The sequence below is a fragment of the Hyphomonas sediminis genome, assembly GCF_019679475.1.
Lineage (GTDB): Bacteria > Pseudomonadota > Alphaproteobacteria > Caulobacterales > Hyphomonadaceae > Hyphomonas > Hyphomonas sediminis.
Map to the genome: position 1 here is coordinate 3,153,700 of NZ_JAIEZP010000001.1, position 25,719 is coordinate 3,179,418.

The 25,719-nt window shown below is 61.2% G+C and carries 24 protein-coding genes and 3 tRNA genes; 23 read left to right on the forward strand and 4 right to left on the reverse strand.

What is annotated here, in order from left to right; all coding sequences use genetic code 11:
* Positions 1-59: 59 nt before the first annotated feature.
* The 9 genes from K1X12_RS15160 to K1X12_RS15200 all read left to right on the forward strand — a co-directional run bounded on the left by K1X12_RS15160 (position 60) and on the right by K1X12_RS15200 (position 10,209).
* On the forward strand, positions 60-1,394 hold the full coding sequence (locus K1X12_RS15160; protein ID WP_220988409.1) for a DNA modification methylase: 1,335 nt from the start codon (positions 60-62) through the stop codon (positions 1,392-1,394).
* The gene (locus tag K1X12_RS15165) at positions 1,391-1,777 is read left to right on the forward strand and encodes a DUF5681 domain-containing protein (protein ID WP_220988410.1); all 387 of its coding nucleotides are present in this window, start codon (positions 1,391-1,393) and stop codon (positions 1,775-1,777) included. Before K1X12_RS15160 ends, K1X12_RS15165 begins: the two co-directional genes overlap by 4 nt.
* Complete coding sequence (terL, locus tag K1X12_RS15170) at positions 1,770-3,242, forward strand: phage terminase large subunit (RefSeq protein WP_220988412.1); 1,473 nt, start codon at positions 1,770-1,772, stop codon at positions 3,240-3,242. Before K1X12_RS15165 ends, terL begins: the two co-directional genes overlap by 8 nt.
* Before the next feature lie 163 nt (positions 3,243-3,405).
* Positions 3,406-5,463, forward strand: coding sequence for an ATP-dependent nuclease (locus tag K1X12_RS15175; RefSeq protein ID WP_220988413.1), 2,058 nt, complete (start codon positions 3,406-3,408; stop codon positions 5,461-5,463).
* A complete protein-coding gene (locus K1X12_RS17270) occupies positions 5,460-7,190 on the forward strand; it encodes a UvrD-helicase domain-containing protein (RefSeq protein WP_220988415.1) in 1,731 nt (576 codons plus the stop codon). Before K1X12_RS15175 ends, K1X12_RS17270 begins: the two co-directional genes overlap by 4 nt.
* A gap of 363 nt (positions 7,191-7,553) precedes the next feature.
* Entirely contained in the window at positions 7,554-7,772 is a 219-nt protein-coding gene (locus tag K1X12_RS15185) for a hypothetical protein (protein ID WP_220988416.1), read from the forward strand.
* A gap of 126 nt (positions 7,773-7,898) precedes the next feature.
* Complete coding sequence (locus tag K1X12_RS15190) at positions 7,899-8,153, forward strand: DUF3489 domain-containing protein (RefSeq protein ID WP_220988418.1); 255 nt, start codon at positions 7,899-7,901, stop codon at positions 8,151-8,153.
* A complete protein-coding gene (locus K1X12_RS15195; RefSeq protein ID WP_225908001.1) occupies positions 8,150-8,554 on the forward strand; it encodes a DUF2924 domain-containing protein in 405 nt (134 codons plus the stop codon). Before K1X12_RS15190 ends, K1X12_RS15195 begins: the two co-directional genes overlap by 4 nt.
* Positions 8,554-10,209, forward strand: a complete 1,656-nt coding sequence (locus K1X12_RS15200) for a recombinase family protein (protein WP_220988419.1) — start codon at positions 8,554-8,556, stop codon at positions 10,207-10,209. Before K1X12_RS15195 ends, K1X12_RS15200 begins: the two co-directional genes overlap by 1 nt.
* 349 nt (positions 10,210-10,558) lie before the next feature.
* Here K1X12_RS15200 and K1X12_RS15205 read toward each other — a convergent pair.
* A tRNA-Ser gene (locus K1X12_RS15205) sits at positions 10,559-10,648 on the reverse strand.
* A 238-nt stretch (positions 10,649-10,886) separates the two neighbouring features.
* Here K1X12_RS15205 and K1X12_RS15210 point away from each other — a divergent pair.
* The 10 genes from K1X12_RS15210 to K1X12_RS15255 all read left to right on the forward strand — a co-directional run bounded on the left by K1X12_RS15210 (position 10,887) and on the right by K1X12_RS15255 (position 19,699).
* Positions 10,887-12,098 carry a GGDEF domain-containing protein gene (locus K1X12_RS15210; RefSeq protein WP_220988421.1) on the forward strand — a complete coding sequence of 404 codons (1,212 nt, stop codon included), beginning with the start codon at positions 10,887-10,889 and terminating at the stop codon, positions 12,096-12,098.
* Between the two features lie 256 nt (positions 12,099-12,354).
* A complete protein-coding gene (locus tag K1X12_RS15215) occupies positions 12,355-12,951 on the forward strand; it encodes a 50S ribosomal protein L21 (protein ID WP_220988422.1) in 597 nt (198 codons plus the stop codon).
* A 38-nt stretch (positions 12,952-12,989) separates the two neighbouring features.
* Positions 12,990-13,259, forward strand: a complete 270-nt coding sequence (gene rpmA, locus K1X12_RS15220) for a 50S ribosomal protein L27 (RefSeq protein ID WP_220988423.1) — start codon at positions 12,990-12,992, stop codon at positions 13,257-13,259.
* A 136-nt stretch (positions 13,260-13,395) separates the two neighbouring features.
* Positions 13,396-13,926 carry a GNAT family N-acetyltransferase gene (locus K1X12_RS15225; RefSeq protein ID WP_220988425.1) on the forward strand — a complete coding sequence of 177 codons (531 nt, stop codon included), beginning with the start codon at positions 13,396-13,398 and terminating at the stop codon, positions 13,924-13,926.
* Positions 13,927-14,155: 229 nt separating this feature from the next.
* Entirely contained in the window at positions 14,156-15,220 is a 1,065-nt protein-coding gene (gene obgE / locus K1X12_RS15230) for a GTPase ObgE (protein ID WP_220988426.1), read from the forward strand.
* 301 nt (positions 15,221-15,521) lie between these two features.
* Positions 15,522-16,196, forward strand: a complete 675-nt coding sequence (locus tag K1X12_RS15235; protein ID WP_220988428.1) for a hypothetical protein — start codon at positions 15,522-15,524, stop codon at positions 16,194-16,196.
* 149 nt (positions 16,197-16,345) lie between these two features.
* A complete protein-coding gene (locus K1X12_RS15240) occupies positions 16,346-16,516 on the forward strand; it encodes a hypothetical protein (RefSeq protein ID WP_220988429.1) in 171 nt (56 codons plus the stop codon).
* Between the two features lie 134 nt (positions 16,517-16,650).
* A complete protein-coding gene (gene proB / locus K1X12_RS15245) occupies positions 16,651-17,766 on the forward strand; it encodes a glutamate 5-kinase (protein ID WP_220988431.1) in 1,116 nt (371 codons plus the stop codon).
* Complete coding sequence (locus tag K1X12_RS15250) at positions 17,763-18,233, forward strand: GNAT family N-acetyltransferase (RefSeq protein ID WP_220988432.1); 471 nt, start codon at positions 17,763-17,765, stop codon at positions 18,231-18,233. The genes proB and K1X12_RS15250 overlap by 4 nt, the downstream gene beginning before the upstream one ends.
* On the forward strand, positions 18,200-19,699 hold the full coding sequence (locus tag K1X12_RS15255; RefSeq protein ID WP_439649726.1) for a RimK family ATP-grasp domain-containing protein: 1,500 nt from the start codon (positions 18,200-18,202) through the stop codon (positions 19,697-19,699). Before K1X12_RS15250 ends, K1X12_RS15255 begins: the two co-directional genes overlap by 34 nt.
* Before the next feature lie 367 nt (positions 19,700-20,066).
* Here K1X12_RS15255 and K1X12_RS15260 read toward each other — a convergent pair whose 3' ends face one another.
* Positions 20,067-21,857 carry a long-chain-acyl-CoA synthetase gene (locus K1X12_RS15260; protein WP_220988433.1) on the reverse strand — a complete coding sequence of 597 codons (1,791 nt, stop codon included), beginning with the start codon at positions 21,855-21,857 and terminating at the stop codon, positions 20,067-20,069.
* A 188-nt stretch (positions 21,858-22,045) separates the two neighbouring features.
* Between K1X12_RS15260 and K1X12_RS15265 the strand changes: the two genes are divergently transcribed.
* Positions 22,046-22,930, forward strand: a complete 885-nt coding sequence (locus K1X12_RS15265; protein ID WP_220988434.1) for an acyl-CoA thioesterase — start codon at positions 22,046-22,048, stop codon at positions 22,928-22,930.
* 57 nt (positions 22,931-22,987) lie between these two features.
* Here K1X12_RS15265 and K1X12_RS15270 read toward each other — a convergent pair whose 3' ends face one another.
* Positions 22,988-24,004, reverse strand: a complete 1,017-nt coding sequence (locus tag K1X12_RS15270) for an AraC family transcriptional regulator (RefSeq protein ID WP_220988435.1) — start codon at positions 24,002-24,004, stop codon at positions 22,988-22,990.
* A gap of 348 nt (positions 24,005-24,352) precedes the next feature.
* On the opposite strand from K1X12_RS15270, the gene K1X12_RS15275 reads away from it, so the two are divergent.
* From K1X12_RS15275 to K1X12_RS15285, 3 genes are all read left to right on the forward strand, one after another.
* Positions 24,353-24,429 (forward strand) — tRNA-Pro (locus K1X12_RS15275).
* Between the two features lie 32 nt (positions 24,430-24,461).
* Positions 24,462-24,770: an ETC complex I subunit gene (locus tag K1X12_RS15280; protein ID WP_220988436.1), complete on the forward strand. Its 309-nt coding sequence runs from the start codon at positions 24,462-24,464 to the stop codon at positions 24,768-24,770.
* A gap of 27 nt (positions 24,771-24,797) precedes the next feature.
* Positions 24,798-24,874 (forward strand) — tRNA-Arg (locus tag K1X12_RS15285).
* Between the two features lie 59 nt (positions 24,875-24,933).
* Here K1X12_RS15285 and K1X12_RS15290 read toward each other — a convergent pair.
* Positions 24,934-25,707 (reverse strand): hypothetical protein, encoded by a 774-nt coding sequence (locus tag K1X12_RS15290; RefSeq protein ID WP_220988438.1) that lies wholly within the window; start codon positions 25,705-25,707, stop codon positions 24,934-24,936.
* Positions 25,708-25,719: the final 12 nt, after the last annotated feature.

Genomic DNA, 25,719 nt, shown 5'->3' on the forward strand with positions numbered 1-25,719 from the left:
CAGAATGCGACTTCGCGGACCCCGTCCGTGAGCTTGCATATGTTTGATTGGAGATTCACATGGCCGAGGCGCCTAGTCCGTTCAAAAATACACCTACACCGACCATCATCCACGTCGCGATTGCAGTTCTCATCGCCTACCCAAGGGCCGCCCGGCGCCACACGGCTTCCAAGCTAAAGAAGCTGATCAAGTCTATTAAGGACATTGGTCTGCTCGATCCGATCATCGTAGATGAAAGCGACATGGTACTCTCCGGACATCTCCGGATCGAGGCGTTCAAAGCCATGGGCCTCGACACCATTCCTGCAATCCGGATGACGCATCTTTCAGCTGATCAGAAAGCTGCCTTTGTTCTGCACGCCAACAAGATTGTTGAAGAAGGCAGCTGGGACAAAGGCATGCTGAGGCAGGAACTCTCCATGCTCGTGGAGTTTGGCTGCGACATCGATCTGGAAACCACCGGCTTCGACATTGGCGAGATCGATCTGGTTATCGGCACCGATGAAGCCGCCGCCGAGGAGGAGCCACTGGTTCCACCGCCTCCCGCGCAGCCCGAAACGCGGCCCGGAGACCTTTGGATCCTGGGAAAGCATCGGCTTCTCTGCGGGAGTTGTCTTGAGCCGGCGGATTGGGCGCGGCTGATGCGCGATGAGCGCGCCCGCGTCTGCTTCACGGATCCGCCCTACAACGTGAAAATCAAAGGACACGTTTCCTCGAAGAACCATGACGAGTTCGCGATGGGGTCGAGCGAGATGACGCCCGATGAGTTTGAGGCCTTTCTCAACAGAGCGCTGGATGGTGCGGTGGAGCGTAGCGTCGATGGCGCCATCCATTTCATCTGCATGGATCATCGCCACATGCGGGAGCTCTACGCGGCCGCAGATCCCCTTTACTCCTCCCAGCTCAATCTCTGCGTCTGGGCCAAGACCAATGGCGGGATGGGCTCCTTCTACAGGAGCCGGCATGAGCTCATCGCAGTCTACAAAGTCGGGACTGCCCCACACATTAATAATGTCCAACTCGGTCGCTTCGGCCGGAACCGGACGAACGTCTGGTCATATGCCGGCGCCAACACATTCCGGAAAGGTCGGGACAAGGACATTGCAGATCACCCCACCGTGAAACCCGTGGCCATGGTTGCCGATGCGCTCATGGATGCTTCGGCGCCTGGCGACATCTGCATTGATGGCTTTGGAGGATCAGGCACACTGATCCTGGCTGCCGAACGCACCAATCGCTTGGCCCGGGTGATCGAACTCGAACCGAAGTATTGCGATGTCGCCGTTCGGCGCTGGGAAGAGATGACCGGACGCCAGGCTATTCTAGACCGAGCGGGCTCGAAAAGCCCGCCAGCCCTCTTGCTGCCACCTCCGGGTAAGGAGGGCGCAGCATGAGCGAACATCCGATCGGTTACGGCAAGCCGCCGAAAAAATCGCAATACAAGCCAGGCCAGTCGGGCAATCCCAAGGGCCGGCCCAAAGGGGCTGGATCCTTCAAAACCGCACTATCAAGAGAGCTTGAAGCCAAGCTCGAGATCAAAGAAGCCGGAAAACGCAAGAAGGTGTCCAAGCTTGAAGCTATCGCCAAGCGTCTCGTAACCGACGCGGTGAATGGGAACCCCAAAGCCCTGTCGGAGCTTCTTCGGCAGCTGAACCTTCACTTCGGTGACGTTCCTGATGCCGATCTTAAGCAACAACCCGCCAGTGCAGAGGATCAAGCACTCCTCGCTCAGTTCATCGAGCGCGCAATCGCTGAAAGGAGGAGCAGCAATGGTTGATCCCAACCGGCTACCAAATCGCGCGTTTCTCAAAAAGGAAACTCACAGCCTCTTTCGATCGGACTTCAGAAGTTTGATCCGAAAAGCGTTCCGCTGCGCCTTTCCGAGCAGACCGTTTCAGGACAACTGGCACATTGAGTCCATCGGGTATCATCTACAAATGGTCGCGGAAGGGAAACTCTCCCGTCTGATGATCAGCGTACCGCCTCGATCACTGAAGTCATTCATTACGTCAGTGGTTTTGCCGCTATTCATTATTGGAAATGACCCGACCAAGACAGTTTTGGTCATCTCTCACTCTTTGGATCTCGCGACCAAATTGTCGAACCAGTTTCGCCAATTGATTTCTCATCCAGAGATACAGGAAATTTTCCCAGCTTTCAGCGGCGCCTTGTCGAAAGACAGCGAAAGAGAAATCACCACGCTCCAAGGCGGCGGGCGTATAGCGGCATCAGTCGACTCTAACGTGACGGGACGCGGCGGCGACATCATCATTATCGATGACCCGCTCGATGCGTCTGATGCGGACAACGAGCTAGCGTGTAATAATGTAAACAAATGGCTCGATGAGACGCTATCAACACGAACTAACGATCCAGCGACAACTCCCATTGTTCTGGTGATGCAACGACTGTCGATTTTTGACCCAGTAGCCCATCTCGCCGAACAAGAAGATTGGACCCAACTGAGCTTTCCAGCGATCGCGACCCGCAATGAAAAAATTCTTATCGGAGATGCACTGTACCATGAACGAGCTGCGGGGGATCTACTTCACCCAGATCGCTACCCTCGCACCTATCTCGACACTCAGCGCAAGAAAATGGGCGCCAGAGCCTTTGAGGCTCAGTTTCAGCAGAATCCAGTGCCGGATGGCGGCGGCATAATCGATCTGAGCAAGTTTCGTCGGTACCGGGAGCTTCCTAAACTTTGTGATCTACGATTCTATAGTATCGATGCTGCGTCAGGTTCTGATTCCGGCTCCTATTCGGTAATCATGGGGTTCCGTATCGTAGATGGCAAACTGTACCTAACAAACGTCGCGCGAAAGCGTTATACTTTTCCAGAATTGTGTCGCTTGGTACACTCTACTTGTACAAAGTTTCGACCGGATCACCTAGTCATCGAGCGAGCGTCTAATGGATATGCTTTGATCCAGCATCTAAACGAGAAGCTCGAAGGCACACATTTTTGCGAGCAGTACCCTTACTTCGTTCAAGGTATAAACCCGCACGTCAGTAAAATAGTGCGCATGGAACAAGCGCTCGTCGCGATCGAAGAAGGGAAGGTCCTCCTGCCGGAGAATGCAGATTGGCTTTCGGCCCTAGAGTCGGAGCTTCGCGCATTTCCCAATGGCCGATACGATGATCAAGCCGATGCTCTTTCCCAGGCCGTGAAATTTTTCACTTGGTACATGCAGCAACCGTTCGCTGAAGAGCGTAAGCGCGGCTTCCAGCACCCCAGATAAACTCGCAGGTTATTTTTTGCACCTACGCATTATCGCTCCTTAGCGACGAGACCTCCCACGCGATGGCACCGTTCTGCGGCTTCCATCAAGGTATGGTTGAATGATACTGTCCAGTTACAGTCTCTGGAACGACAGCATTTTAAACAGACTGCGGGGGAAGTGAATGTATTTAACATCAGCAAAACTGAAGAATTTCCGCTCCTTCGACGATTGTGAGATTGATTTTCAGCCAGACCTTACCGTGTTGGTGGGCGAGAACAACGGCGGCAAAAGTAATGCGATTGATGCGATCCGCCTCCTAACGATACCGCTCGGCGGCCGCCGCGAGATTTATTGCGAGCCCACGGATGTAAGGTTTCAGAGCGCTTCCCCGCACTTCGAACTCGAAGCGCATTTCTCTGGCCTGACGACCGGCCAGCAAGGGCGCCTGATCAGCGCTGCGACTGACACGACACTGACCAAAGCTAAATTCGGATTACGGTTTGATGGCAGCCAGACGGGTGTCCGCCCAATAATTTGGGCTGGCAGGGAGGGCAACGCGCCCGAGCCCGGCTGCCAGGACATGGTGCGTCATGTCTATTTGCCGCCGCTGCGGGACGCAAAGCGGGCACTGGCGTCCGGTAATCCGACGCGCATCATGGCGCTTTTGAATCACTTTCTCGGCGAGACAACGCCTGACGAACTGGCGAAGCACCTCGCCCGCAGCCATTCACATGACGTGCTGACGAGTGTGGACGGTGCCGTGGAAAAGGGCCTCACTGAACTCACCGCAGGGGTTCGTCGGCAGACCGCTTCGATCGGCTTCGCATCCGACGAATCCCTGATCGACATCGCTCGGGATCTGCGCTTTAAGCTCGCCGATCATGGCGTGGTGCCGGAGGATTTGCGGTACTCCGGCCACGGATACGCGAACCTCCTGTTCATGGCGATCATTGCTGTTGAGCTTGAGAAAGTGCGATCAGCTGACCTGACGCTGTTTTTAGTGGAAGAGCCCGAAGCCCATCTGCACCCGCAATTGCAGGCCGCAGTGCTTGCGTTCTTGCGCGACCGCGCTGACGACTCGCGGAAGCAGCCAGCAACGTCGATACAGGCCCCTGCCGGCGAGCTACAAGTGGTCGTCGCGACCCATTCCCCCAACCTGTCTGCGTGGGTCAACAGCGATCGGCTGGTGGTCTTCAAATCCGTCATCGCACCACCTGATACCAAAACTAAAGACGAGAGTGTCTCCGAATCTTCGGCGTCCGCTTCAAGTGTAATCGAAGATGCCCTCGCGCCAGCTGATCCCGAAGAAAGTGCCAAACCTACAGATGTCCATGCGACGGCAGTCGCAGCCGCCGCCTCCCGCCGCTCCACCCGCTGTATCGCGCTTGCGCGAATGGACCTCGATCCCATCGAGCGCCGCAAGGTGGATCGGTATCTGGATGTCACCAAAGCCGCGCTATTGTTCGGCGGCCGGGTGCTTCTGGTGGAAGGGATTGCTGAGGCCCTGTTATTGCCCGCGATCGCGGAACACCACACCTTGAAGTCCGACAAGGACAAGCTCCGCCTCTTTCGTTCAGCCGTCTTCATCCCGATCGACGGCGTGGATTTCATCCCCTACGCGACATTGCTGCTCTCCGCCGTCAACGGCGCGCGGATCGCGGACCGCGTCGTCATCATGACCGATGGCGACAAGGCGACCGGCAGCGACGACGAAGAAGAGAATGCCGAGAACCCGGAGGATGGCATTCCCGATTCAGACGCAGCTCAGGCAGATGTGCAATACACTGCTTCATCTGAAGATTATGTGGCAGATGGGATCAAGACGCCGGGATCGCTGTCGTCTGCTTCCTCCGAGAAAACCCCACGGGAGTCGGCATCTGTCCTCCCTGGCGAGCACCGCAAGGCTCACCTGGAAAAGCTCGCCGAACGACTGGGTGCAACGGCGCACCTTTCAGTCCTGACCAGCACCTACTCGTTGGAGGCCGAGCTGCTTGAGGCCGGGAACGGGGAAATCCTTCGCAAGGCTTATCTGACCCTTCACCGCAGATCACAGAAAAAGTGGGACGAGGTTGCGGCGCTGTCTGGCGATGAACGTGCGCAGGCGGTCCATGATCTATTCAATACGACCCGCAAGGGCGACTTCGCCCAAGTGCTGGCCGGGTTGATAGAAGACGGAAAGGACACCTTCGTGATCCCCGGCTACATGGCGGCCGCGATTGAAGCGGTGGTAGCGCCGTGACCGCGCCCTACTGCCCAACCGACCAACAGAAGGCCGTCATCATTCATGACCGATCAGCTTTTGTGACGGCATGTCCGGGTGCCGGCAAGACGCGCACGATAGTCGAGCGGGCCCGGCATCTCGCCGACCGAACTGACGACAAGCGTGGAGTCGCTTTTCTGTCCTTCACCAATGCCGCGGTGGATGAGCTTCAGGGTCGCCTACGCCTGTTCGGCCTGCTGCCATCGCCGCTTTTTCCGAGCTTTATCGGTACATTTGACCGGTTCCTGTGGCAGTTCTTAATTGCCCCGTTCGGCATACCCGGCTGCGCGGCGTTGCCGCGATTGGTGCCCGACAAGAAGAAATGGGAGGTGAAGCCACCTTTTCCGAGAGCTCAAGCGCTGACCCTCGAGTGTTTCGACAGAACGACAGGTGTGATCGATGCTGATCGCGCTGGAGAGCAGGGGTTCGACACGACAAAGCGGAATCCCGCAGCTTGGGAAACATGCGCCCGCAGGATCATAGAAAGGGCACGGGTCAAAGGGCTGGTAGATTTTGACGATGTACGGCTGTGCGTAGCCGAACGGCTTACGGACACGAACTTCGCCGGGCGAATTGGTACAGCACTCGCCGCCCGTTTTCGCGAGATCGTTGTCGACGAGGCGCAGGACTGCAATCCGTCCGACCTGACAGTCGTCCACTGGCTGCGTCGATCGGGACTCACTGTGAAGGTGATCTGCGATCCTCATCAGTCGATCTTTCAATTCCGGGGCGGAATCACGAACGAGTTGCTCGGTTTCGCGGATACGTTCGATCCTTCAGACCGGCTCGAGATGAGCGGGAATTTCAGGTCCACAGGGGCAATATGCGCAGCCATCGTCTCGTTGCGCCCACCGAGCGCAAGAGTCCACAAAGACCAAGCCATCGGGAAGCACAAGGACGATCCAACGCCGATACATCTGCTGTCCTATAGCGGGAGCGGCGTCTCGACCGCGATCGGAGCCAAGTTCACGGATCTGGTGCGATCGCTGGACATTCAGATCGGGCACGCGCCGGTATTGGCATCAAGGCTGCCAAGCGCTTCCAAAGCTGTCGGACAACCGACCTTGGACAAAACCTCGCATATGACGTTGCTCCTAGCAAAGGCCGTGATGAGCTATCATTTCGCGTTTGCGGTCGGCAATCGCCGGGAGGCATTGACCGACCTTCACAGGATGATCCTGTTCATACGGGGCCACATAGATGCGATCGGCGACTACCACAATCATCTCCCCGAAAGCGGCATCATTGACGGACGCTGGCGGCCGGATGTCATCGCCGTCGCGAACGAACTCAGATACGAGCCGGGAGAAACTCCCGACCAGTGGCTCGCCAGGGCCCGCATATCTGTCGGTGCTGGCATGGCTACGGGCCTGAATGTCAATAAGCGTCTTAAATCGCATGCCAACCTTGCGACGGCGCTGGCGGCCGCGCCGGTGGATGCGCCACCGCCGCGTACAATTCACTCCGCAAAGGGGCTGGAATTCCCGGCGGTGTGTGTCGTGATGACGAGCCAAAAGGCCGGCAGGATATTGGATTATCTTGAGGGCGACACAACAAATGGCGCAGATGAGGATGCGCGGAAGATTTACGTAGCGGCGTCACGCGCCGAGCGGCTTTTGGTAATGGCAATCCCAAAGAAAACTGCGGGTCGGATGCAGGCGCTCCTCACGAGTGTCGGTAGCGCGGTCGAAATCCACCAGATTTAGCGGGCGATCTCGACCGGGACGAACCCGCCGGTCTCACCGCTTTACTGCTCTTGCTTGTCACGCATCGGGATGCAGGATGCTATCCAGATCCGCACACATGATGTGAAAGAGCGTCTGACTGCTTTGGAGAGCCTCAGGAGTTGCTTTGAATGACAGGTTTGGGCCAATCTCGGTCGATTAGGCTCTCAGTTCCCTAAGTCTGCATTTGCGCCCTCAGCAGATATAATAGACTCCTCAGGCGCATCTCCTACTTGGTGGCTTTCAGATCAACGACTCACACCTCTGGAATTCAGCTTCCACAATTATCGAAGCATTCAGCCAGCAACGTGGACTTCTGCTTCGACCTGAGCCCAAATGCTCCGTATGGACAACTTCGATAAAATTCGCGGGAAGCTGATAAAGGTCCTGGAGGTACTTGAGGACGCCTGCGAGCAGGCAACTGAAGCGCAGCTGCCAGATTTGCCAAACGAAACGCGACTCCAGGAAATCAAAGCCCTCAACCGCCTCATCGCCACTGCGAAATCACACTGCGAAGAAGCGGAATCCGATACGCTCCATTATATCCGCTCACAGAGCGAATAGACTGGACTAGGGCCCTATTCCAAGCATTGGTATCTCTGTCGCGGCAGACTCCGCGACCGCCCGCCAGATCAGCGGGCCTTCGGGTCGTGGAAGCGCTGATTGCTTCCTAAACCCGAAAGGCACCCCATGACCAATCGTAAATCGACACGAGCCGACAAGAAGCCACAACTGCATTCCACGAAAACAGATCAACTCAAAAGTCTCCTCAGCAAACCCGAGGGTATGACAGTCGAGGCGCTCTCCGCAAAACTTGACTGGCAGACCCACACAACGCGGGCCGCCCTTACCCGCCTAAAACAAGCCGGTATCAGTCTGGAGAAGCTCGCCCCGGCCGACGGCGCTCGCCAGTCCTGCTACCGTATCGGCGGAGCGAAGAAATGACGTCCACGGCAGAACTTGATGGTATGCTCCGCTCCAGCCTTGTCGATCAGTATCAGCATCTACTCAGCGCGCCGCCGCCAAAGGGGATAAGCACGCCCCTACTCGGCCGCCTTGTTGCATATGAAGTTCAGGCCGCCAAATATGGCGGCCTGCCTCTGAGGACCCGGAACAAGCTGCAGACGATTGCCTGCGACCAGGCCGTCGCGCCGGCAGGGCCTTCCCTTCGATCCGGCTCCAGACTTGTCCGCGACTGGAACGGCGTCACCCATGTCGTTGATGTTCTCAAAGGCGGGTACCGCTATCAGGGGCGCGTCTACAGATCCCTTTCTGCCATCGCGAGAGAAATCACGGGCGCCCGCTGGTCGGGCCCCCGCTTTTTCGGCTTGAAAGGCGCATCGTAATGTCAGCAGGCGGATCGGATCGGCGGATTGTCCGCTGCGCCATCTACACGCGCAAGTCCAGCGAGGAAGGTCTCGACCAGGCCTTCAACTCGCTCGACGCGCAGAGGGAGGCCTGCGAAGCGTATATCGCCAGCCAACGACATGAAGGCTGGAAGCTGATCCCTGCGCATTATGATGATGGTGGGCTTTCCGGCGGAACACTCGAGCGTCCGGCCCTAACCCAGCTCCTGGAAGACATCGATACGGGCAAGATTGACCTTGTTGTCGTCTACAAGATCGACCGACTGACGCGCTCGCTCGCTGACTTCGCCAAGCTGGTGGATAGATTCGATGCAGCCGGCTGCTCTTTCGTTTCGGTCACGCAAGCGTTCAACACCTCCACCAGCATGGGAAGGCTGACCCTCAACGTACTGCTCTCATTTGCCCAGTTCGAACGAGAAGTGACCGCTGAGCGTATTCGGGACAAGATTTCAGCATCCAAGAAAAAGGGTTACTGGATGGGCGGCTTGCCACCGCTCGGCTACGAACCCCATCCTGATTCTCTAACCCGCACCCTGGTGATCAATTCTCCCGAAGCAGACATCGTCCGGGAATTGTTCCAGCTTTACGATGCGATTGGCTGCGTCCGGCTGGTCGAGGCGGAAGCGGCGCGCCGAGGCTACCGAACCAAATCACGGACCTTCAGCAATGACCGACACGTAGGCGGCAAACCGCTCAGGCGTGGCCACATTCATTTCCTTTTGCGCAATCCAATTTATGTTGGCCGCATTCGTCACAAGCGGGAAGTCCACGACGGTTTACATGAGCCGCTCATCGAGGAGGCGCTGTGGGACCGGGTTCAGGCAAAGCTCGGCGCGCAGGATAAGCCTGGCCGGCGAAGCGCATCTGGCAATCGCCCCTTACTGACTGGGAAGCTGGTCGATGAAACCGGCGATCGGCTTACGCCGACTCATGCGAGCAAAGGCCCTCGGCGTTATCGCTACTATGTGTCGTCTCGCCTTCTCGAAGGCAGAGGCAAGCGCGCCGATGGCTGGCGCCTGCCCGCCAAGCAGCTCGAGACCCAGCTTGCCCAGGCTGTCAGCGAGTATCTCATCACCGCCGGAGCTCAGATACTCCACAGCCCCACTACGACACTTATTGAACAAATTATGCCCCAATTGACGTCGATCTCGGGCCCTGAGCGCCTAGAGCTCATCAAACGATGCCAAATATCCCAAGGGCGACTCGAGCTGGAAATCTCGGCGAAGTCTCTAGCAGATCGGCTGAGTGTGCAGGAATCCGATCTGGCTGCATCTTCCCTCAGCTTCACCTCGCCCTTTCAGATCAAGCGCCGCGGCGTCGAAGCCCGCCTCATCATCGGCGGCATGGCGCCCCGAACGGATGAAACATTGATCCGCGCCATTGCGCTGGCGCATGCTTGGGCAACAGAGCTTCGCGCGGGAACATCTATGACGACCCTCGCCGAGCGCCGCAACTGTACGCCAGCCTTCATTCGACAGCGCCTGCCACTCGCGTTTCTCTCCCCCAAGATTACTGAGGCTATCCTCGCAGGTCGCCAGCCTCACGACCTGACGCTCACCAAGCTGATCACCCATCCTATTCCGCTCGACTGGGATGATCAGTGGGCAGAACTCGGCTTTTCAGCTAGCGCCTGATACCGCCAAATCATTCCCTGCTTTTGCAAAGGTCTTCCCTGTTTGGGCCGGGAAAATTCCCTGTTCCACGTTTAGGGAATTTGCGCGCATCGCCCTGAATTGACGGGCGATTTATCGGGCCTGTCATAGGTATTCCCTGATCTTTTGCGGAAATTCCCTGTAAATCGGCTTAGAACAGGGAAAATGGCGATAAGGGAACTGTTGCAAAATCCGAACAGAGACGCGGCGCCAAAAAGCGCAAAAAATATCGCTGATACAGAACACGGAGACGCCAGCCCCGCGCCAAACCCCGCCTGTTTGCGGGGTTTTGGAGGCCCTTAAGGGAACTGTCTCAAAATCTGAAAATGACTGGCGGAGAGGGAGGGATTCGAACCCTCGATACCCTTGCGAGTATATCGGTTTTCGAGACCGACGCGATCGACCACTCCGCCACCTCTCCGCGCCGGGGTCTTTGAAGGGGGGTGAACTATCGCGGCCCGGAGAAAAGCGCAAGCGTCCGATTGGTGAATCCGCGCTTCATTCTGCATCTATTTTGCCGCGGTCGGGATGCCCCCGGTACATGGGTTTCCCCGTCTGGCCGGCCAGTCCGGTGAAATTTGATCCATTTGCTAAAACCGCCCTTATCCCAAACAGGCGACTATCCCAGGTTCGGGAGAAGAGGACCAACCGGCCTGACCATGAGCGCCCAGATTTTCATCATGCTGCTCAATCCTGGCATCGGCGCCCTGCTCGCGGCGGCGTTCTTCCTCCTGTGGCTCAACCAGCGCGACAAGACCTATGTGCTCTATGCGGCGGTCGGCTATGCCATCTCGGCGACCGCCTTCTTCGTGCAGGATGTCGCCTTCCGCTATATCGGCTCGCCGTTGCCGATGAATGCCGAGCGGGTTGTCTCCAATCTTGGCTTCCTGCTCTGCGGCTGCTGCCTGTGCCTGGCGGTGCTGGGCCGTTTCAGCCTGCGTCCGCCCGTCCTGTTTCTGACCGCTGTCACCACGGCGGCGATGGGGGGGCTCCTCTGGTATCTGTTCATCGAGCCTTCGATCGCCGGACGTGTCTTCTCGGTCAGCTCCGCGCTTGGCCTGATCGCCGCGTTGATGGCGGTGAAGCTCTGGCGGGTCGAGCGTAAGCACCTTGCCGACCGGTTCCTGTTCTGGATCTCGGCCATCTCGGCGGTAAATTACCTGCTACGCCCGGTGCTCATCCTCTGGGCTTCCGGCGATTTCGGCCCGAACGAAACCTTTCAGAGCTCGCTCTACTGGACGACGGTACAGTTCAGCCAGCCGCTGATCTCCATCGCCTTCGCGCTGAACCTGATGGTCGCCATCGCCATAGACCTGATCGGCCAGCTGCAACGCGAAGCGCGCACCGACAAGCTCTCCGGCCTGCTCAACCGCCGCGGCTTCGAGGACGCCGCCGAAGCGCTGATGAAGGCCCGCGGCCATAGCGCCAGCCCACCGGTCTGCCTCATTATTGCTGACCTCGACCATTTCAAGCAGATCAACGACACGTTCGGCCATTCGGTGGGCGATGCCGTGATTGGCCTCTTTGGGCGCCATATCGCCTCGATGGCGACGGGCGAGATGATCGCCGGGCGCATCGGCGGAGAAGAGTTCGCCATCCTCCTGCCGGGGCATGAGATCCAGGCTGCGCGCCTGTTTGCCGAATCCCTGCGGGCCTGCCCATGGGACTACTGGTCCGGCATGCTGCCCGACAATCTCGCCGCAAGTGTCAGCATCGGGGTCAGCGCCGCCTGGCCGGGGGCAGACCTCTACGGCCTGATGAATCACGCAGACGAAGCCCTCTACGATGCCAAGAAGGCCGGCCGCGACCAGGTGCGCATCTATGGCGCCTCGGTAGACTTTCCAGCTACGCTCGCGCGCCTGCGCCGCTGACCATCCGCGCATCGCGGTCCGCCCCGAACACCTGCAATCACGCTGATTTGGCCTGTTTTGCCCCCGTGCCCGGCGGGCGATTGCGGCATATATGAAGAATAACCGCACACTCCCCCGTTTTTCCCATATCTGGCGTGAAGTTGGGGTTTGACAGGCGGTTCGCTTTGGTGTTTACCCCCGACCTTCGGGCGCGGCGCCTTCAAGGTGCGGCGCCCTCACACATTTTCACTATTCCATGTCGGAAGGAATTGGCCCCATGTTCGCGGTCATTAAGACAGGTGGCAAACAATACAAAGTCGCTGAAGGCGACACGCTCGTGATCGAGAAACTGGCTGCTGCCGCCGGCGATACGGTCACCTTTGACACGGTTCTCATGGTCGGCGCAGGCGCTGGCGTGACGGTTGGCGCCCCCACGGTTGCCGGCGCCACGGTCACCGCTGAAGTCGCTTCGGAAGTGCGTGGGCCCAAGCTCATCACCCGCAAGAAGCGTCAGCGCCAGACCTACCGCCGCACCATCGGCCACCGTCAGGACCTGATGGAAGTGACGATCACCTCCATCAACACCGACGGCAAAGCCCCGGCGAAAAAGGCCGCTGCCAAGAAGGAAGACGCCCCGAAAGCTGAAGCCGCTGCGGCTGCTGATGCTCCGGCTGGCGACAACCTGAAGAAACTCACGGGCGTTGGCCCGGCGCTCGAGAAAAAGCTGCACGGCGCAGGGATCACCACCTTCGCTCAGATCGCCGCCCTCTCCGACGCTGACATCGCCAAGCTCGAAGAAGAGCTGAGCCTCGCAGGCCGTTTCGCCAAGGACGGCTGGGTCGAGCAGGCCAAAGAACTCGCTAAGGACGCATAAGGCTCAGGCCTTCCGCTAAAGGATAGAAGGAGCAGACTATGGCTCATAAGAAATCAGGTGGCTCGTCCCGCAACGGCCGCGACTCAAATCCTAAGTATCTCGGCGTGAAGAAGTTCGGCGGCGAAGTTGTCGCTCCGGGCAACATCATCGTTCGTCAGCGCGGCACGCAAAAGTGGCCGGGCAAAGGCGTTGGCATGGGCAAGGACCACACCCTTTTCGCGATTAAAGGCGGCAAGGTTGAGTTCGCGCACAAGTCGGGTGGCCGCATTTACGTAAACATCGTACCGATGGCAGACGCAGCCGAATAACGCGGCCCTTCACACCGGTCGCACGCAAGAGTGGTGGCCGGGTCGTGAAGACGACCAGTTTCCGGGGGGAGGCAGGCCACTGTCTCCCCCTTTTAATTTGCCCTCCCCCGCCAGGCGCCACACATAGGAGGCAGCCATGACGGAAGCGATCGAAATAGAAACACAGCGGCTCGGCCTGCGCCGGCTTACCCCCAGAGATGCGGGGCCGGTGACCGAGGCCATCAACGACCCACGCATCTATCGTATGCTTGCCAGTGTTGCCCCTTCCCAGTCCAAGGCCGAAACCCTCGCCTGGTTCGCGACGCATGATACGGCGCGCCAGGAGGATACCGGCCACATCTTCGCGGTCGTCTCGAAGGAAACGGGCGGCCTGGCGGGGCTGATCTCGGCAAACCGCCCCCGCAAGGACGATCCGTTCAATATCGGCTACTGGATGAAGCCCGACTTCTGGGGCGCAGGCTACTGTACCGAAGCTGGCAAGGGCCTCATCGGCTGGCTGGAAAATACCCGCGCGGCCGGCGCCCTCGTCTCGGGATATTTCTCGGACAATCCGGCCTCGGGCAAAGTCCTGCGCAAGCTCGGCTTCCTGCCCTGTGGGCGCAACCGCATGTTCTCCAAAGGCCGCGGCGAGCCCTTCGACCACATCATGATGGCAAGGATCGCCTGACCCGGAAACTTCTCCCACCTCTCCCCTCTATCGTCACCCTCGATGGCCAAAGGCCATCTGAGGGCCCATCTCCCGCCTGCGCCGCTTGGCCGATCGCACAGGAGATGGGCTCCCAGACCGGCTCAAGCCGGTCGGGAGTGACGAAAACTGAGAGCTAAAACAAGCCTCTGGGCGCCACCTGGCACCCCCACCCCTTCCCCAAATCCCCAATCTACGGCAAACCCACCCCATGAAGTTCCTCGATCAGGCCAAGGTTTATATTCGCTCCGGCGGCGGCGGCGCAGGCTGCGTCTCGTTCCGGCGCGAGAAGTTCATCGAGTATGGCGGCCCGGATGGCGGCGATGGCGGGCGTGGCGGCGACGTGTGGATCGAGGCCGTCGAAGGTCTCAACACGCTGATCGACTTCCGCTACCAGCAGCATTTCAAGGCCAAGCGCGGCGGCCATGGCATGGGCAAGCAGCGCACCGGCGCGCGCGGCGAGGATGTCACGCTGAAAGTGCCCGTCGGCACACAGGTCTATGAAGAAGACCAGGAAACCCTGATTGCAGACCTTACCGCCATCGGCCAGCGCGCGCTGCTGGCCACTGGCGGCAATGGCGGCTGGGGCAACCTGCGCTTCAAATCTTCGATCAATCAGGCCCCCCGCCGCTCGAACCCCGGTGAAGAGGGTGAGGAACGCTGGCTCTGGCTGCGCCTGAAACTGATCGCGGATGCCGGCCTTGTCGGCATGCCGAATGCGGGCAAGTCCACCTTCCTGTCGGTCGCCACGGCGGCCAACCCCAAGATTGCCGATTATCCGTTCACCACCCTTCATCCCGGCCTCGGCGTGGTCGATCTCGGCCCCGGCACGCGCTTCGTGCTGGCCGATATTCCGGGCCTCATCGAAGGGGCCGCCGATGGCGCCGGCCTCGGCCACCGCTTCCTCGGCCATGTCGAGCGCTGCAAGGTGCTGCTGCATCTGATCGACTGTACGCAGGATGATCCGGCCAAGGCCTACCGCACCATCCGCAAGGAACTGAAAGCCTATGATCCGGAGCTGGCCGAGCGCCCGGAAATCGTCGCCCTAAACAAGATCGACGCGCTGACGCCCGAGCTTGTGAAAGAGCAGGTGAAACAGCTCAAGAAGGCTTACAAGGGCAAGCCCTTCCTCATCTCCGGCGTCACCGGCGAAGGCGTCAAGGACACCCTCTACGCCATCGCCCAGCATCTCGGCATGCAGGCCGAAAATGCCCCCACGCCCCCCTCCGAAACCGACGAAGACCAGGACACCCCCACCCCCTGGAGCCCGCTCTAACCCATCCTCCGTCATCCCGGTTTCGCTGCAAGCGAAGACCGGGACCCAGCCTTCCCCCAGCCCGTGGATCCCGGACATTTGCTCCGCAAATTCCGGGAAGACGCTCCAAAGCGATACCCCACGAAGCTCATCCTGAGCGTCCTTCGCCAAGCTCAGGATGAGGTCGAAGGATAGAGCGGGCTCCCCCAACCCCGCCCCCTATCCCCCACCCACCCGCAAAAAACCCGAAATCCCTCAACCCCTTACGCGCGCCCGCCCCAAACTTGTCCACGCCCCACAGACCCATGCTAACCTCCAAAGCATGGACACGCCCCCTCAGCCTACGGAAGACGACGCCATCGACGCCCTGCTGGAGCAGGCCCGCCAGTTCGTCCTTGGTCTGATCCTTTATATCGACGGCATCGTCCAGCGGCTGAACGGCGTGCCCCTCAGCGAGCGCCTTGCGCGCCACCTGATGCGCCACGCGTTGATCCCGGCTGAGATCGCCCTGCGCCGCGCCATCTTCATCCTTGCCGCAGACCTGCCGCCCCAACCCGTCCCCACGCGCAAGCCGCCCGCCAAAGCCCCGCCGCGCCCATCCCAGTCCCGCGAAGCGCCCGCCGCCAAGCCGCCCAGCTTCCGCATGGCCGAGCCCGCCAAACGCAAAGCCGGCGGCTATGCTTCTGCCTCCCAGCTCCCCCGCATCAGCTTCCCGGGTGACGCCTCAGACCTGCGCGCGCCCACCTCCTGGCCGCGCCCCATCACCGAAACCTTCGCCCGCCGCCTCAGCGCGCTCCACGTCGCGTTCGACAACGCGCTCCCATTGGCAAAGCGCTGGGCCAGACGCTTGGCCAGTCGCCTCGCCCGCAAGGACGCCGCAAAACTCCTCCCGGCCACCGCGCCGCGCCTGCCCAAATCCGTACCCGAAGAAGCCCGCGACCTCATCCGGGAACTGACGGACTTCGCCCATCAAGGCTTCGCCCTTAACTCGTCCTGACGCGATCCCAAAAACGCCGAAACGCCCGCCTCCCAGCCCTGCTGGCGAGGATGCGGGCGCTTGTCTCCGTATGGCCCGCGCCCGGAACATTCCTCCGGCGCAGACGTTGGTGAAGCAGGGACAGACCCCTGCATCAAAGGAGAAGCCCCATGCAGTATGAAACCTATACCCATGAGCCCCGTGAGCCCCTCGCCTCCGAAACGCTTACGCCGGAGGAAGCGCGTCAGGCATCCAATGTCGGCCTGTGGCGTGTCCTCGCCGGGTCGATGGCCCTGGCGATCGCCGGTGTGCTGCTGGTCGGCGCGATTGTCGCCGGCTAGGCCAAACCTGGCCCCGAAATGACCGGTTCTGACCAGAATTGACCTCGAATGTCCGCGTTTTGATACGGGTTGGGGTCAATTTGCCCGCCCCCGCCTCTCGCCATAGGCATCGCGGACGTGTATCGCGGTCCCCCATGACCGCCGATACTCTTGCCCGCGCCCGACGCATTGTCGTGAAAACCGGCTCCGCCCTCATTGCCGAAGGCGGCGCCCCGCGCCATGCCTGGCTGGCAGCACTGGCCGCCGACATCGCGGCCCTGCGCCAGCGCGGCAAGGAGGTGATCCTCGTCTCCTCCGGCGCTGTGGCGCTGGGCAAGGCGGCCCTCGGCGCGCCCTATCAGGCCCGGCTGGAGCAGAAGCAGGCCGCCGCCGCCATCGGCCAGCCCCGCCTCATGGCCGCGCTGGGCGAAGCCCTCGCCCCCCATGGCATCGCCGCCGGCCAGGCCCTGCTCACCCCCGGCGATACGGAAAACCGCCGCCGCTGGCTCAACGCCCGCGCCACGCTGGAAACCCTGCTGGAAGCCGGCGTCATCCCCGTCATCAACGAGAACGACACCGTCGCCACCGAGGAAATCCGCTATGGTGACAACGACCGTCTCGCCGCCCGCGTCGCCCAGATGATGGGCGCCGATGTCCTCATCCTCCTCTCCGATATAGACGGTCTTTATACGGCCGATCCCCGCGCCAATCCCGGCGCCACCCACATCCCCTTCCTCGAAGCGCTGACGCCCGAGCATGACGCGATGGCCACCGGCGCCAATGCCGCCGCCGGTGTCGGCTCCGGCGGCATGGCCACCAAGCTTGCCGCCGCCCGCATTGCCCATGCCGCTGGCTGCTCTACCCTCATCACCCTGGGCAACCGGCCCCATCCCCTCGGCGCCATCGAGGCGGGCGAACGCGCCACCCTCATCGCCTCCCGCATCAGCCCCGCCAAGGCCCGCGCCGCCTGGCTCGAAGGCCACCTGAAGCCCGAGGGCGAACTCCTCGTCGATGCCGGCGCCGCCGCTGCGCTGGAGAAAGGCGCCAGCCTCCTGGCCGTCGGCGTGCGCGAGGTCACCGGCCAGTTCGAGCGCGGCGCCGCCGTCGCCGTCCGCGCCCCCGATGGCCGCCTCATCGCCAAGGGCGTCACCGCCTACGGCACCGAAGACATCCGCCGCATCGCCGGGCGCCGGACCGAAGAAGCCGAAGCCCTCCTTGGCTATCGCGGCCGCCCCGCCATCATCCACCGGGACGACATGGTGCGCCTTTGATCCTGCGCCCGGCCGCCACCGCCGACATTGACGCGCTGGTGGCGCTCGAAGCGAGCTTTCCTGCCGAAGACCGGTTTGACCGGCGCACCTGGCGGCGCCTCCTCTCGGGCCACGCTGCCACCCTCGTCGCCGCCGCGCCCGAGGCTCCAGATCAGCTCCTCGGCGCCGCCGTGATGCTTTACCGCCGCGGCCTCGCCCTCGCCCGGCTCTACTCCATCACCGTCGCGCCGGCGGCCCGCGGCAAGGGTGTTGCCCGCGCCCTGATGGCGGCGTGTGAGGCAGACGCGACAGCCCGCGGCGCCCGCGCTGTCCGCCTTGAGGTACGCTCATCAAATAGTTCAGCCATCCGCCTTTACGAGGCAGGCGGTTATCGCGTAATTGCCACCCTTGAGTCCTACTATCCGGACGGAGAAGCGGCGCTGCGGATGGAGAAGTGTCTCAACGCGCCCTCAAATGGAGCGCCATGACCGATTGGGTCGTGCTTGTTGAATCGGCAAGCGACATATCTCAGGCAGAGACACCGCATAAAGTCCTGCGTATCTCGGACTATATCTCCAAGCCTGCCCTGTTTGCCGGGCGGCGCCCCTATATCCTGAACCTCGCCCGCTCCTACGGCTATCAGTCGGAAGGCTACTACGCCTCCCTGCTGGCCGAGGCGCGCGGCCACCGGGTCAGCCCCAGCGTGCAAACGATGGTCGAGCTCTCCAAGAAGAGCCTCTACAATCACGCCCTGCCGGACCTTGGCGAAACCCTGCAGGAAGCCCTCGCCAAGGGCGCGCCCAAGATCGACACCCTGTTCGTTGCCTTCTCGCGCACCGAGATCCCGGCCTATGAGCGCCTGGCCCGCGAGGCGATGGACTGGTTCCGCACGCCCGCCCTCGAAATCGAGTTCGACGACGAAGCCCCCCACGGCATCGGCCGCATCCGCGCCGTCCCCCCGCACAAGCTGAAGGACGCCCGCCGGAAATTCTTCCTCGACGCGATGGAAGCCTACACCAAGGGCCGCGTGAAGAATGAGAAGACCCGCGCGCCGGCCAAATGGGCGCTCGCCGTGCTGGTGGACCCGCATGAGAAACACTCCCCGTCAAAGCCCGCCTCGCTGAAGCGCCTGGCCGATGTGGCCGAGAAGATGGGCGTCGAGGTCGAACTGATCGACCCGACCGACCTGCCCTCGCTGGCCGAGTTCGACGCCCTCTTCATCCGCGCGACCACCTCGATCGACAACTTCACCTACCGCTTCGCCCGCCGGGCCGAGCAGGAAGGCATGCCCGTCATCGACGACACCCATTCGATGATCCGGTGCACCAACAAGGTCTATCTCAAGGAAATCCTGGAGAAAGCCGGCCTGCCCATTCCGCGTACGGAAATCCTCGACGAGAAGACCGACCTCGCCGCCGTGTTCGAGCGCCTCGGCAGCCCCGTGATCCTCAAGACGCCCGATGGCAGCTTCGGCACCAATATGGTCAAGGCCAAGTCGCTGGAAGAGCTGAAGACCGGCGCCAAGCATATGTTCGAGGACACCGCCCTGATCATCGCGCAGGAATTCCGCCCCACGAAGTTCGACTGGCGCATCGGCGTGCTGAATGGCGAGCCGCTTTACGCCTGCCAATACCGGATGGCGCGCGGCCACTGGCAGATCGTCAAATACAAGGATGACGGCAAGACCAGCGAAGGCGGCTTCACCACCATGCCGGTGGAAGACGCCCCGCCCGAAGTGGTCGACATTGCCGTGCGCGCCGCCAGCCTCATCGGCAACGGCCTCTATGGCGTGGACCTCAAAGAAACCGAACAGGGCGTCGTCATCATCGAGATCAACGACAACCCCTCCATCGACCATGATGTCGAAGGCGCCATCCTCAAGGATGAACTCTGGAGACGGATCATCTCCTGGTTCTCCACCCGCCTCGAACGCCGCATGGGCCGCGCAGACTGATCTTCACGAACCCTCGGAAAGCTCATCCTGAGCGTCCTTCGCCGAGCTCAGGATAACATAGCGGCCCTCACCCCCCATTTCGGTGAAGTCCCAACCCCTCTCCCTCCGGGAGAGGAGGGGCCCGCGTCCGAAGGGCGTGGGAGGTGAGGGCCGCTACGGCTGATCCAGAATAAACCGCGCGGTTTGCAAAACGCCGCACACAAAGCATCCCGGCGTCATGCGGGCGTCACTTCCTTCGGGCGTCTTCCCGGAATTTGCGGAGCAAATGTCCGGGACCCAGGGGGAAAGGCTGGGTCCCGGTCTTCGCTTGCAGCGAAACCGGGATGACGGAGCCCAGAGGGCAGAAGGCCCTCCCGCCCCAAAAGCCTTAAAACTTGAACCCGCCGGCCAGCAGCTTCTCATACCGCTCCGCCGTAACGGGCGCATAGCCGCCTTCTGCCGGGTCATACATCCACAGCGCGTCGCCCTCGACCTTTGCCGGGTCAAAGCCTTCGGCCACCAGCTCCACCTTGCGATATTTGAATGTGCCGGTGGTTTCGGCTTCGGGCTGCACACGGATGAAAATCGGAACCGCATAGGACGGCAGCAGCGCCGCCAGCTTGCCATGCACGCCCGCAATGTCCACCTCGCCGTCCAGCGTCACGGCCGCCATGCCGGCCTTGCCGTCAGCGCCGGGCACAGGCACGCCATAAACGTTGGCCGTCGCAATGCCGTCGATCTTGGAAAGGGCCTCGCCCACTTCATTGGTGGAGACGTTCTCGCCCTTCCAGCGGAAGGTGTCGCCAATCCGGTCCACAAAGTAGATATAGCCTTCCTTGTCCATCTTCAGCAGGTCACCCGTGCGGAACCACAGGTCGCCCTTCTCGAACACGTCGCGCAGCAGCTTCTTCTCGGTGGCCTTCTTGTCGTTATAGCCTTCAAAGCGCTGGCGCACATCCTCGCCCAGCCGGCCAATGGCCTCGCCCGGTTCATCCGTGGCCGCATGAACGCAGAAGCCGTCTGCCCCGCGCACGGGCTGCTCAGTCTCGATGTCGAACTTCACGAAAGCGACATGTGCGAACTGCTTTTTCAGCCACCACGGAATGCGCCCGATGGCGCCGGGCTTGCCGTCGAAATTGATGAAGCTGACATTGCCCTCGGTCGAGCCGTAGAACTCGGCAAGGTGGGGAATGTTGAAGCGGTGGAGAAACTCCTCCCACACTTCCGGGCGCAGGCCATTGCCAAATCCGGTGCGGATATGGTGGGCGCGCTCTTTCGGGTGTGGCGGGGAATTGACGAGATACCGGCACAGCTCGCCGATATAAACGATCGAGGTGGCGCCCTCATCGGTCGCATCATCCCAGAAGGCGCTGGCCGAAAACTTCCGTCTCAGGATGACTGTTGCGCCGGTGTTCAGCGCCTGCCCGATGCCGCAAAGGCCGCCCGTGCCGTGGTAAAGCGGCAGGGTGATGTAAACGCGGTCTTTCTCCGTCGTTCGGCAGGGCGCAATGAAGCTGCGCATCATGCCTTGCGTGCGTGCCTGCGTCAGGCGCGCCGCCTTGGGCAGGCCCGTGGTGCCAGAGGTATAAACATAAAGACACATGTCGCGTCCGCGCAGCTCTGCGCGGTGGGCCCGGTCGGGGCGCGCGCTGGAAACTGCCGCCAGCGCCGCGCCAAGGTCCTGCCCCCGCTTGCCGCCCAGCGTCCACACGGGCAGGTCGCCCTTGATGAGGCTGGCAACGCCTTCAATGGCCGCGTCCTGGTCGGCGCCGGTAACGATGAGCTTGGCGTCCGCGATGTTGACGCAATGGGCCAGCGCGTCGCCTTCAAGATTGTGATTGATCAGTGCCGTGACGACACCGACCTTGGAGAAGCCCGCCCAGGCGGCCACATAGTCCGGCCGGTTTTCCATATAGAGGGCCACACAGTCGCCCGCCTTCAGGCCCTGCGCCAGCGCCCAGTTGGCAAACCGGCTCGCCTGCGCGTCAAACTCCGCATAGGTTGTCGAATGTCCCTCAAAGCGGAACGCGATGTTTCCGGGGAACTTGTCGACGGCGCGCTCATAATCGTCCGCCACGAGATTTTCGGAGTCGGGAGAAATATCGCCGGTCCATTTCTGGACGAGCAGAATGTCCTGAAACAGCCGGACTTCGCGGGCCAGTTTGGCAAAAAGGTTCATCGGCGGCGCCTCCCAACGCAGAGGGTCGTAATCGTTTTGAAGTCTTTGTGGAAAATCACAGATGGGAATAATCCCATGGATTGTCAAAGATTTCGCTAACCATAACAGGGAATTTGCGGCAGGTTTGCGTTCCGTGTCAGGTCTGGTAAATGCTGCGGCGCACAAGAAACTCATAAGGAACATGGCCCATGACGAAGGACCCGGTTGGAGACCTGCTCACCCTGCTCGACATCGAGCGTCTCGAACACGACCTCTTCCGCGGCCAGAGCCCCGATGAGGAAGAAAGCCAGCGCGTCTTCGGTGGCCAGGTCATCGCCCAGTCTCTTGTCGCCGCCTACCGCACCGTTCCGGACGACCGCCCCTGCCATTCCCTGCATGCCTATTTCATTCGGCCGGGCGACCCCTCTGTCCCGATCATCTACCAGGTCGACCATTCCCGCGATGGGGGCTCCTTCACCACCCGCCGCGTGGTCGCCATCCAGCATGGCAAGCAGATCTTCAATCTCGCCGCCTCCTTCCAGACGCTGGAAGACAGCTGGCACCACCAGCATGACATGCCCGAAGTTGCCCCGCCGGAAAGCCTCAGCGACCGGGTGGAATGGCGCCGCAAGTTTGCCGATAAGGTGCCCGAGCGCCATCGCGGCCACTTCCTGCGCGAACGCCCCATCGAGATGCGCGAGATCGACCCGCTCGATCCCCTCACGCCCGCCAAAGCCTCCGATGAACACAATCTCTGGTTCCGGGTTGCCCGCCCCATCGATGAGGCCCCGTGGATTCATCACTGCCTGATGGCCTATGCCTCGGACATGGCCCTCCTCGGCACCGGCTCGCGCCCTCATGGTGTCTCCTGGATGAACCGTGAACTCATGTCGGCCAGCCTGGACCACGCCATGTGGTTCCACGCGCCAACAAAGTTCGATGAGTGGCACCTCTATTCGATGGACAGCCCCTACGCCGGCGGTGCGCGCAGCTTCAACCGGGGATCTATCTTCGATTCTTCAGGCCGCCTCGTCGCGTCGGTCGCGCAGGAAGGCCTGATGCGCCGGATCGAGCACAAACCGCGCCAGAAGTGATCTGAAAAGCCTCAAAAAGACACGGGAATGACGCTGTTTGCCCCTGCGGGGCACGGGTTATCCCTCTTTGGCCTGCTTCCGGTACACGCCGGGCGAGATGCCATACCAGCCTCGGAAAGCACGCACGAACGCGCTCTGATCACCATATCCCAGCGCCCCGGCTATCTCTGTCAGCGACAGTTTCCCCTCGCGCACATAAATGTCCGCCGCCTCCTTGCGCGCGTCCTGCAACAGGTCGGAGAAGCCAATCCCGGCCTCTGCCAGGTGGCGCCGCAGGGTCCGCTCCGAATAGCCCAGCAGCCGCGCCGTACCCGCCATACTGGGCCGGCCCCGCCGCATCTGGCCATGCAGGCAGTTGCGCACCTTGTCGGCCAGGCTCACCCCATCCCGAAGCGAGATCATCCGCTCCTCCAGGCGCTGGGTCAGCAGGGTCACCAGCGCCTGATTCTCCCCCGGCAGGGGCCGGCTTACCAGCTCGGCCCGGAAGACCATCACGTCTTCCTTCTGGCCGAATTTCACGCCTTTCCCGAACACAGTCTCATACATTTCATGGGTTTGCGGGCCGGGGTCGCGGTGGCGGAAGTGCATCGCCTCGATCGGGCTGGAATGGTCGCGCAGCAGCCAGTGGCCGATCACCGCATAACCGGCAAACACGGCCTCCATCACTCGCCTCAGTCCCTCTACCCCTGCCAACGCCGGCGCGCAGCGGATGTAGGCATGGGCGCCCCGCACCTCGAGGCCGGTGCACACAACCTCCTGCGTCAGCGGCTGGAACCGCATGTTGATCTCCAGCGCCTGCCGGATGGTTCCGGCCGAAGAAAGCGCATAGCCGACATCCATGAAGGTCGCCGGCCGGAACTGCATGCCCACACGCAAGCCAAGCGTGTCGTTCCCCGTCAGCTCCGCCGCAACGTCGAGTACGCGCACAACCACGTCGCCCGGAAACCGCCCGTCCGGCACATCCATGGCAGCACGCCCGCCAGGTACCAAATCGTAGAGTCTCTGCGCCGGTGCCCCGAGCGCGATGCAGGTCTCGACGTAATTGGACAGATACGCGGAAGATACCGTCGGCAATGTTCGCCCCCCACCTTGCTCCTCTGAAACTGCAGCACCCTGCCCCGGACCAAGATCAACCGGCGCTGAAGAAAGTCGCCCATTGGCCAGAATTGACACTGGGAATGGCCGAAAATGTCAAGACGCTTACATAACAGGATGTTTAGGTTGGGTCGGGGACGCACGCGATACTCAAGCGCGCCACAAGCGCCGGCTCTGAGGGACGCGAATGGCGGGGAGCCAGCGACCCACATTTGTTGGGGAAATCGCTGGCTCCTTCCCGCCCCCGGTCAGAAAGCCACAGCTGAACACCACAGAATGCGGTGAAAAGCCCTTGCGCAGGTGAATCCGGGCACTAATACGGGAGTCCGGAGCGTAGCGCAGTCTGGTAGCGCATCTGGTTTGGGACCAGAGGGTCGTAGGTTCGAATCCTATCGCTCCGACCAATCATTTTGAGGTGCCCTCGGGAGGCTCTGGAATGGAAGCGCGGATCTACAAACCGGCCAAGAGCGCCATGCAATCCGGTCGTGGAAACACGAAAGAATGGATTCTGGAGTTCGTGAATCCGGGCGCGCACCGCCGTCCCGACCCGCTGATGGGTTGGGTGAGCATCGACGACACCTCAGGTCAGGTCCGCCTGCATTTCGATACGCGCGAACAGGCCATCGCCTATGCCGAGCGCGAAGGCTTCAATTTCACGGTTCAGGAGCCGCGCGAGCGCAAACGCCTGATCAAGTCTTATGCCGAGAACTTCTCGGCGGACCGCAAACAACCGTGGACACACTGAGGCAGCCCGCGCTACTCCCCCGGAAACGGCCCCGTAGCTCAGCTGGATAGAGCACTCGCCTTCTAAGCGAATGGTCGCAGGTTCAAATCCTGCCGGGGTCGCCATTTGCGCTCAGTTTCCTGCCGATCAACACGGGCGCGGGCGCCTGCCTCCGTCTCCTTCTTCAGGTTACCGATCCATAAGTGGCACCCGTGCCCCGGAACCAACGCTGCCAGAAGGCTTTCACCTCGCCAAGCGGCAGAGCGTATTCCTGGCGCGGCACGACACGGGCCACCACATCGACCCCCGCAAGGCCGGGACGCATATCCATTAGCGATGTGCCTTCAAAGGCGCTCCAGTCGGTCCCGGTACGGTACATTGAGAAGTCTTTGGAATGCTGCATCAGATCTGACACCAGGATCAGGCGGCGACTGGAGGTTTGGGCCTGGAAATCCGGCCGGTCTCCCAGCGTGAACATCGCTTCCATCAGTGGAGAGCTGGGCGCCACATTGTCCACAAGGACACCCTCGGCACCGGCGATGAGCGGATCGTGGAACTTCCGCTGCCAGGCCTGCTCGATCATGCGCGGATTCTGGAAGATCGGATTGGCGCCTTCGGCACTGCCCGGTGAGCAGCCCGACCAGACAGTCAACGGATCATAGGGCGAGGCCGCATTTGGAACCGTCAGCGTAATCCGGCCATATTTCGGCAACGCGCGGGCCTCATCCTCCAACAGGGCGCGCACCCATGCCAGGTCGGTCGCGTTGAAGGGATCGGACTGATCGACCAGAATGATCGTGTGCGACGGGTCGCGCCGGTCGAGCCGGCAGCCCGTATCATTTTCCGTTGCGGGCGGCTGGTTCATGGCCGCTGCCGCAAACAACCCGAACACGGATGTAATCATCAGGGCGATCGCCCCGCGCCAGAACCACGGCCCTCTCTCCCTGCGTCTCGGCATGGACCTGCCTCC

Excerpts from the sequence above, each read along its gene's own strand:
- K1X12_RS15240 (WP_220988429.1), top strand. The coding sequence starts at position 16,346 with ATGCAGTATGAAACCTATACCCATGAGCCCCGTGAGCCCCTCGCCTCC.
- K1X12_RS15265 (WP_220988434.1), top strand. The coding sequence starts at position 22,046 with ATGACGAAGGACCCGGTTGGAGACCTGCTCACCCTGCTCGACATCGAG.
- terL (WP_220988412.1), top strand. The coding sequence starts at position 1,770 with ATGGTTGATCCCAACCGGCTACCAAATCGCGCGTTTCTCAAAAAGGAA.
- K1X12_RS15185 (WP_220988416.1), top strand. The coding sequence starts at position 7,554 with ATGGACAACTTCGATAAAATTCGCGGGAAGCTGATAAAGGTCCTGGAG.
- K1X12_RS15200 (WP_220988419.1), top strand. The coding sequence starts at position 8,554 with ATGTCAGCAGGCGGATCGGATCGGCGGATTGTCCGCTGCGCCATCTAC.
- K1X12_RS15225 (WP_220988425.1), top strand. The coding sequence starts at position 13,396 with ATGACGGAAGCGATCGAAATAGAAACACAGCGGCTCGGCCTGCGCCGG.
- proB (WP_220988431.1), top strand. The coding sequence starts at position 16,651 with ATGACCGCCGATACTCTTGCCCGCGCCCGACGCATTGTCGTGAAAACC.
- K1X12_RS15260 (WP_220988433.1), bottom strand. The coding sequence starts at position 21,857 with ATGAACCTTTTTGCCAAACTGGCCCGCGAAGTCCGGCTGTTTCAGGAC.
- rpmA (WP_220988423.1), top strand. The coding sequence starts at position 12,990 with ATGGCTCATAAGAAATCAGGTGGCTCGTCCCGCAACGGCCGCGACTCA.
- K1X12_RS15175 (WP_220988413.1), top strand. The coding sequence starts at position 3,406 with ATGTATTTAACATCAGCAAAACTGAAGAATTTCCGCTCCTTCGACGAT.
- obgE (WP_220988426.1), top strand. The coding sequence starts at position 14,156 with ATGAAGTTCCTCGATCAGGCCAAGGTTTATATTCGCTCCGGCGGCGGC.
- K1X12_RS15290 (WP_220988438.1), bottom strand. The coding sequence starts at position 25,707 with ATGCCGAGACGCAGGGAGAGAGGGCCGTGGTTCTGGCGCGGGGCGATC.
- K1X12_RS15165 (WP_220988410.1), top strand. The coding sequence starts at position 1,391 with ATGAGCGAACATCCGATCGGTTACGGCAAGCCGCCGAAAAAATCGCAA.
- K1X12_RS15210 (WP_220988421.1), top strand. The coding sequence starts at position 10,887 with ATGAGCGCCCAGATTTTCATCATGCTGCTCAATCCTGGCATCGGCGCC.
- K1X12_RS15195 (WP_225908001.1), top strand. The coding sequence starts at position 8,150 with ATGACGTCCACGGCAGAACTTGATGGTATGCTCCGCTCCAGCCTTGTC.
- K1X12_RS15190 (WP_220988418.1), top strand. The coding sequence starts at position 7,899 with ATGACCAATCGTAAATCGACACGAGCCGACAAGAAGCCACAACTGCAT.
- K1X12_RS15280 (WP_220988436.1), top strand. The coding sequence starts at position 24,462 with ATGGAAGCGCGGATCTACAAACCGGCCAAGAGCGCCATGCAATCCGGT.
- K1X12_RS15215 (WP_220988422.1), top strand. The coding sequence starts at position 12,355 with ATGTTCGCGGTCATTAAGACAGGTGGCAAACAATACAAAGTCGCTGAA.
- K1X12_RS15235 (WP_220988428.1), top strand. The coding sequence starts at position 15,522 with ATGGACACGCCCCCTCAGCCTACGGAAGACGACGCCATCGACGCCCTG.
- K1X12_RS15160 (WP_220988409.1), top strand. The coding sequence starts at position 60 with ATGGCCGAGGCGCCTAGTCCGTTCAAAAATACACCTACACCGACCATC.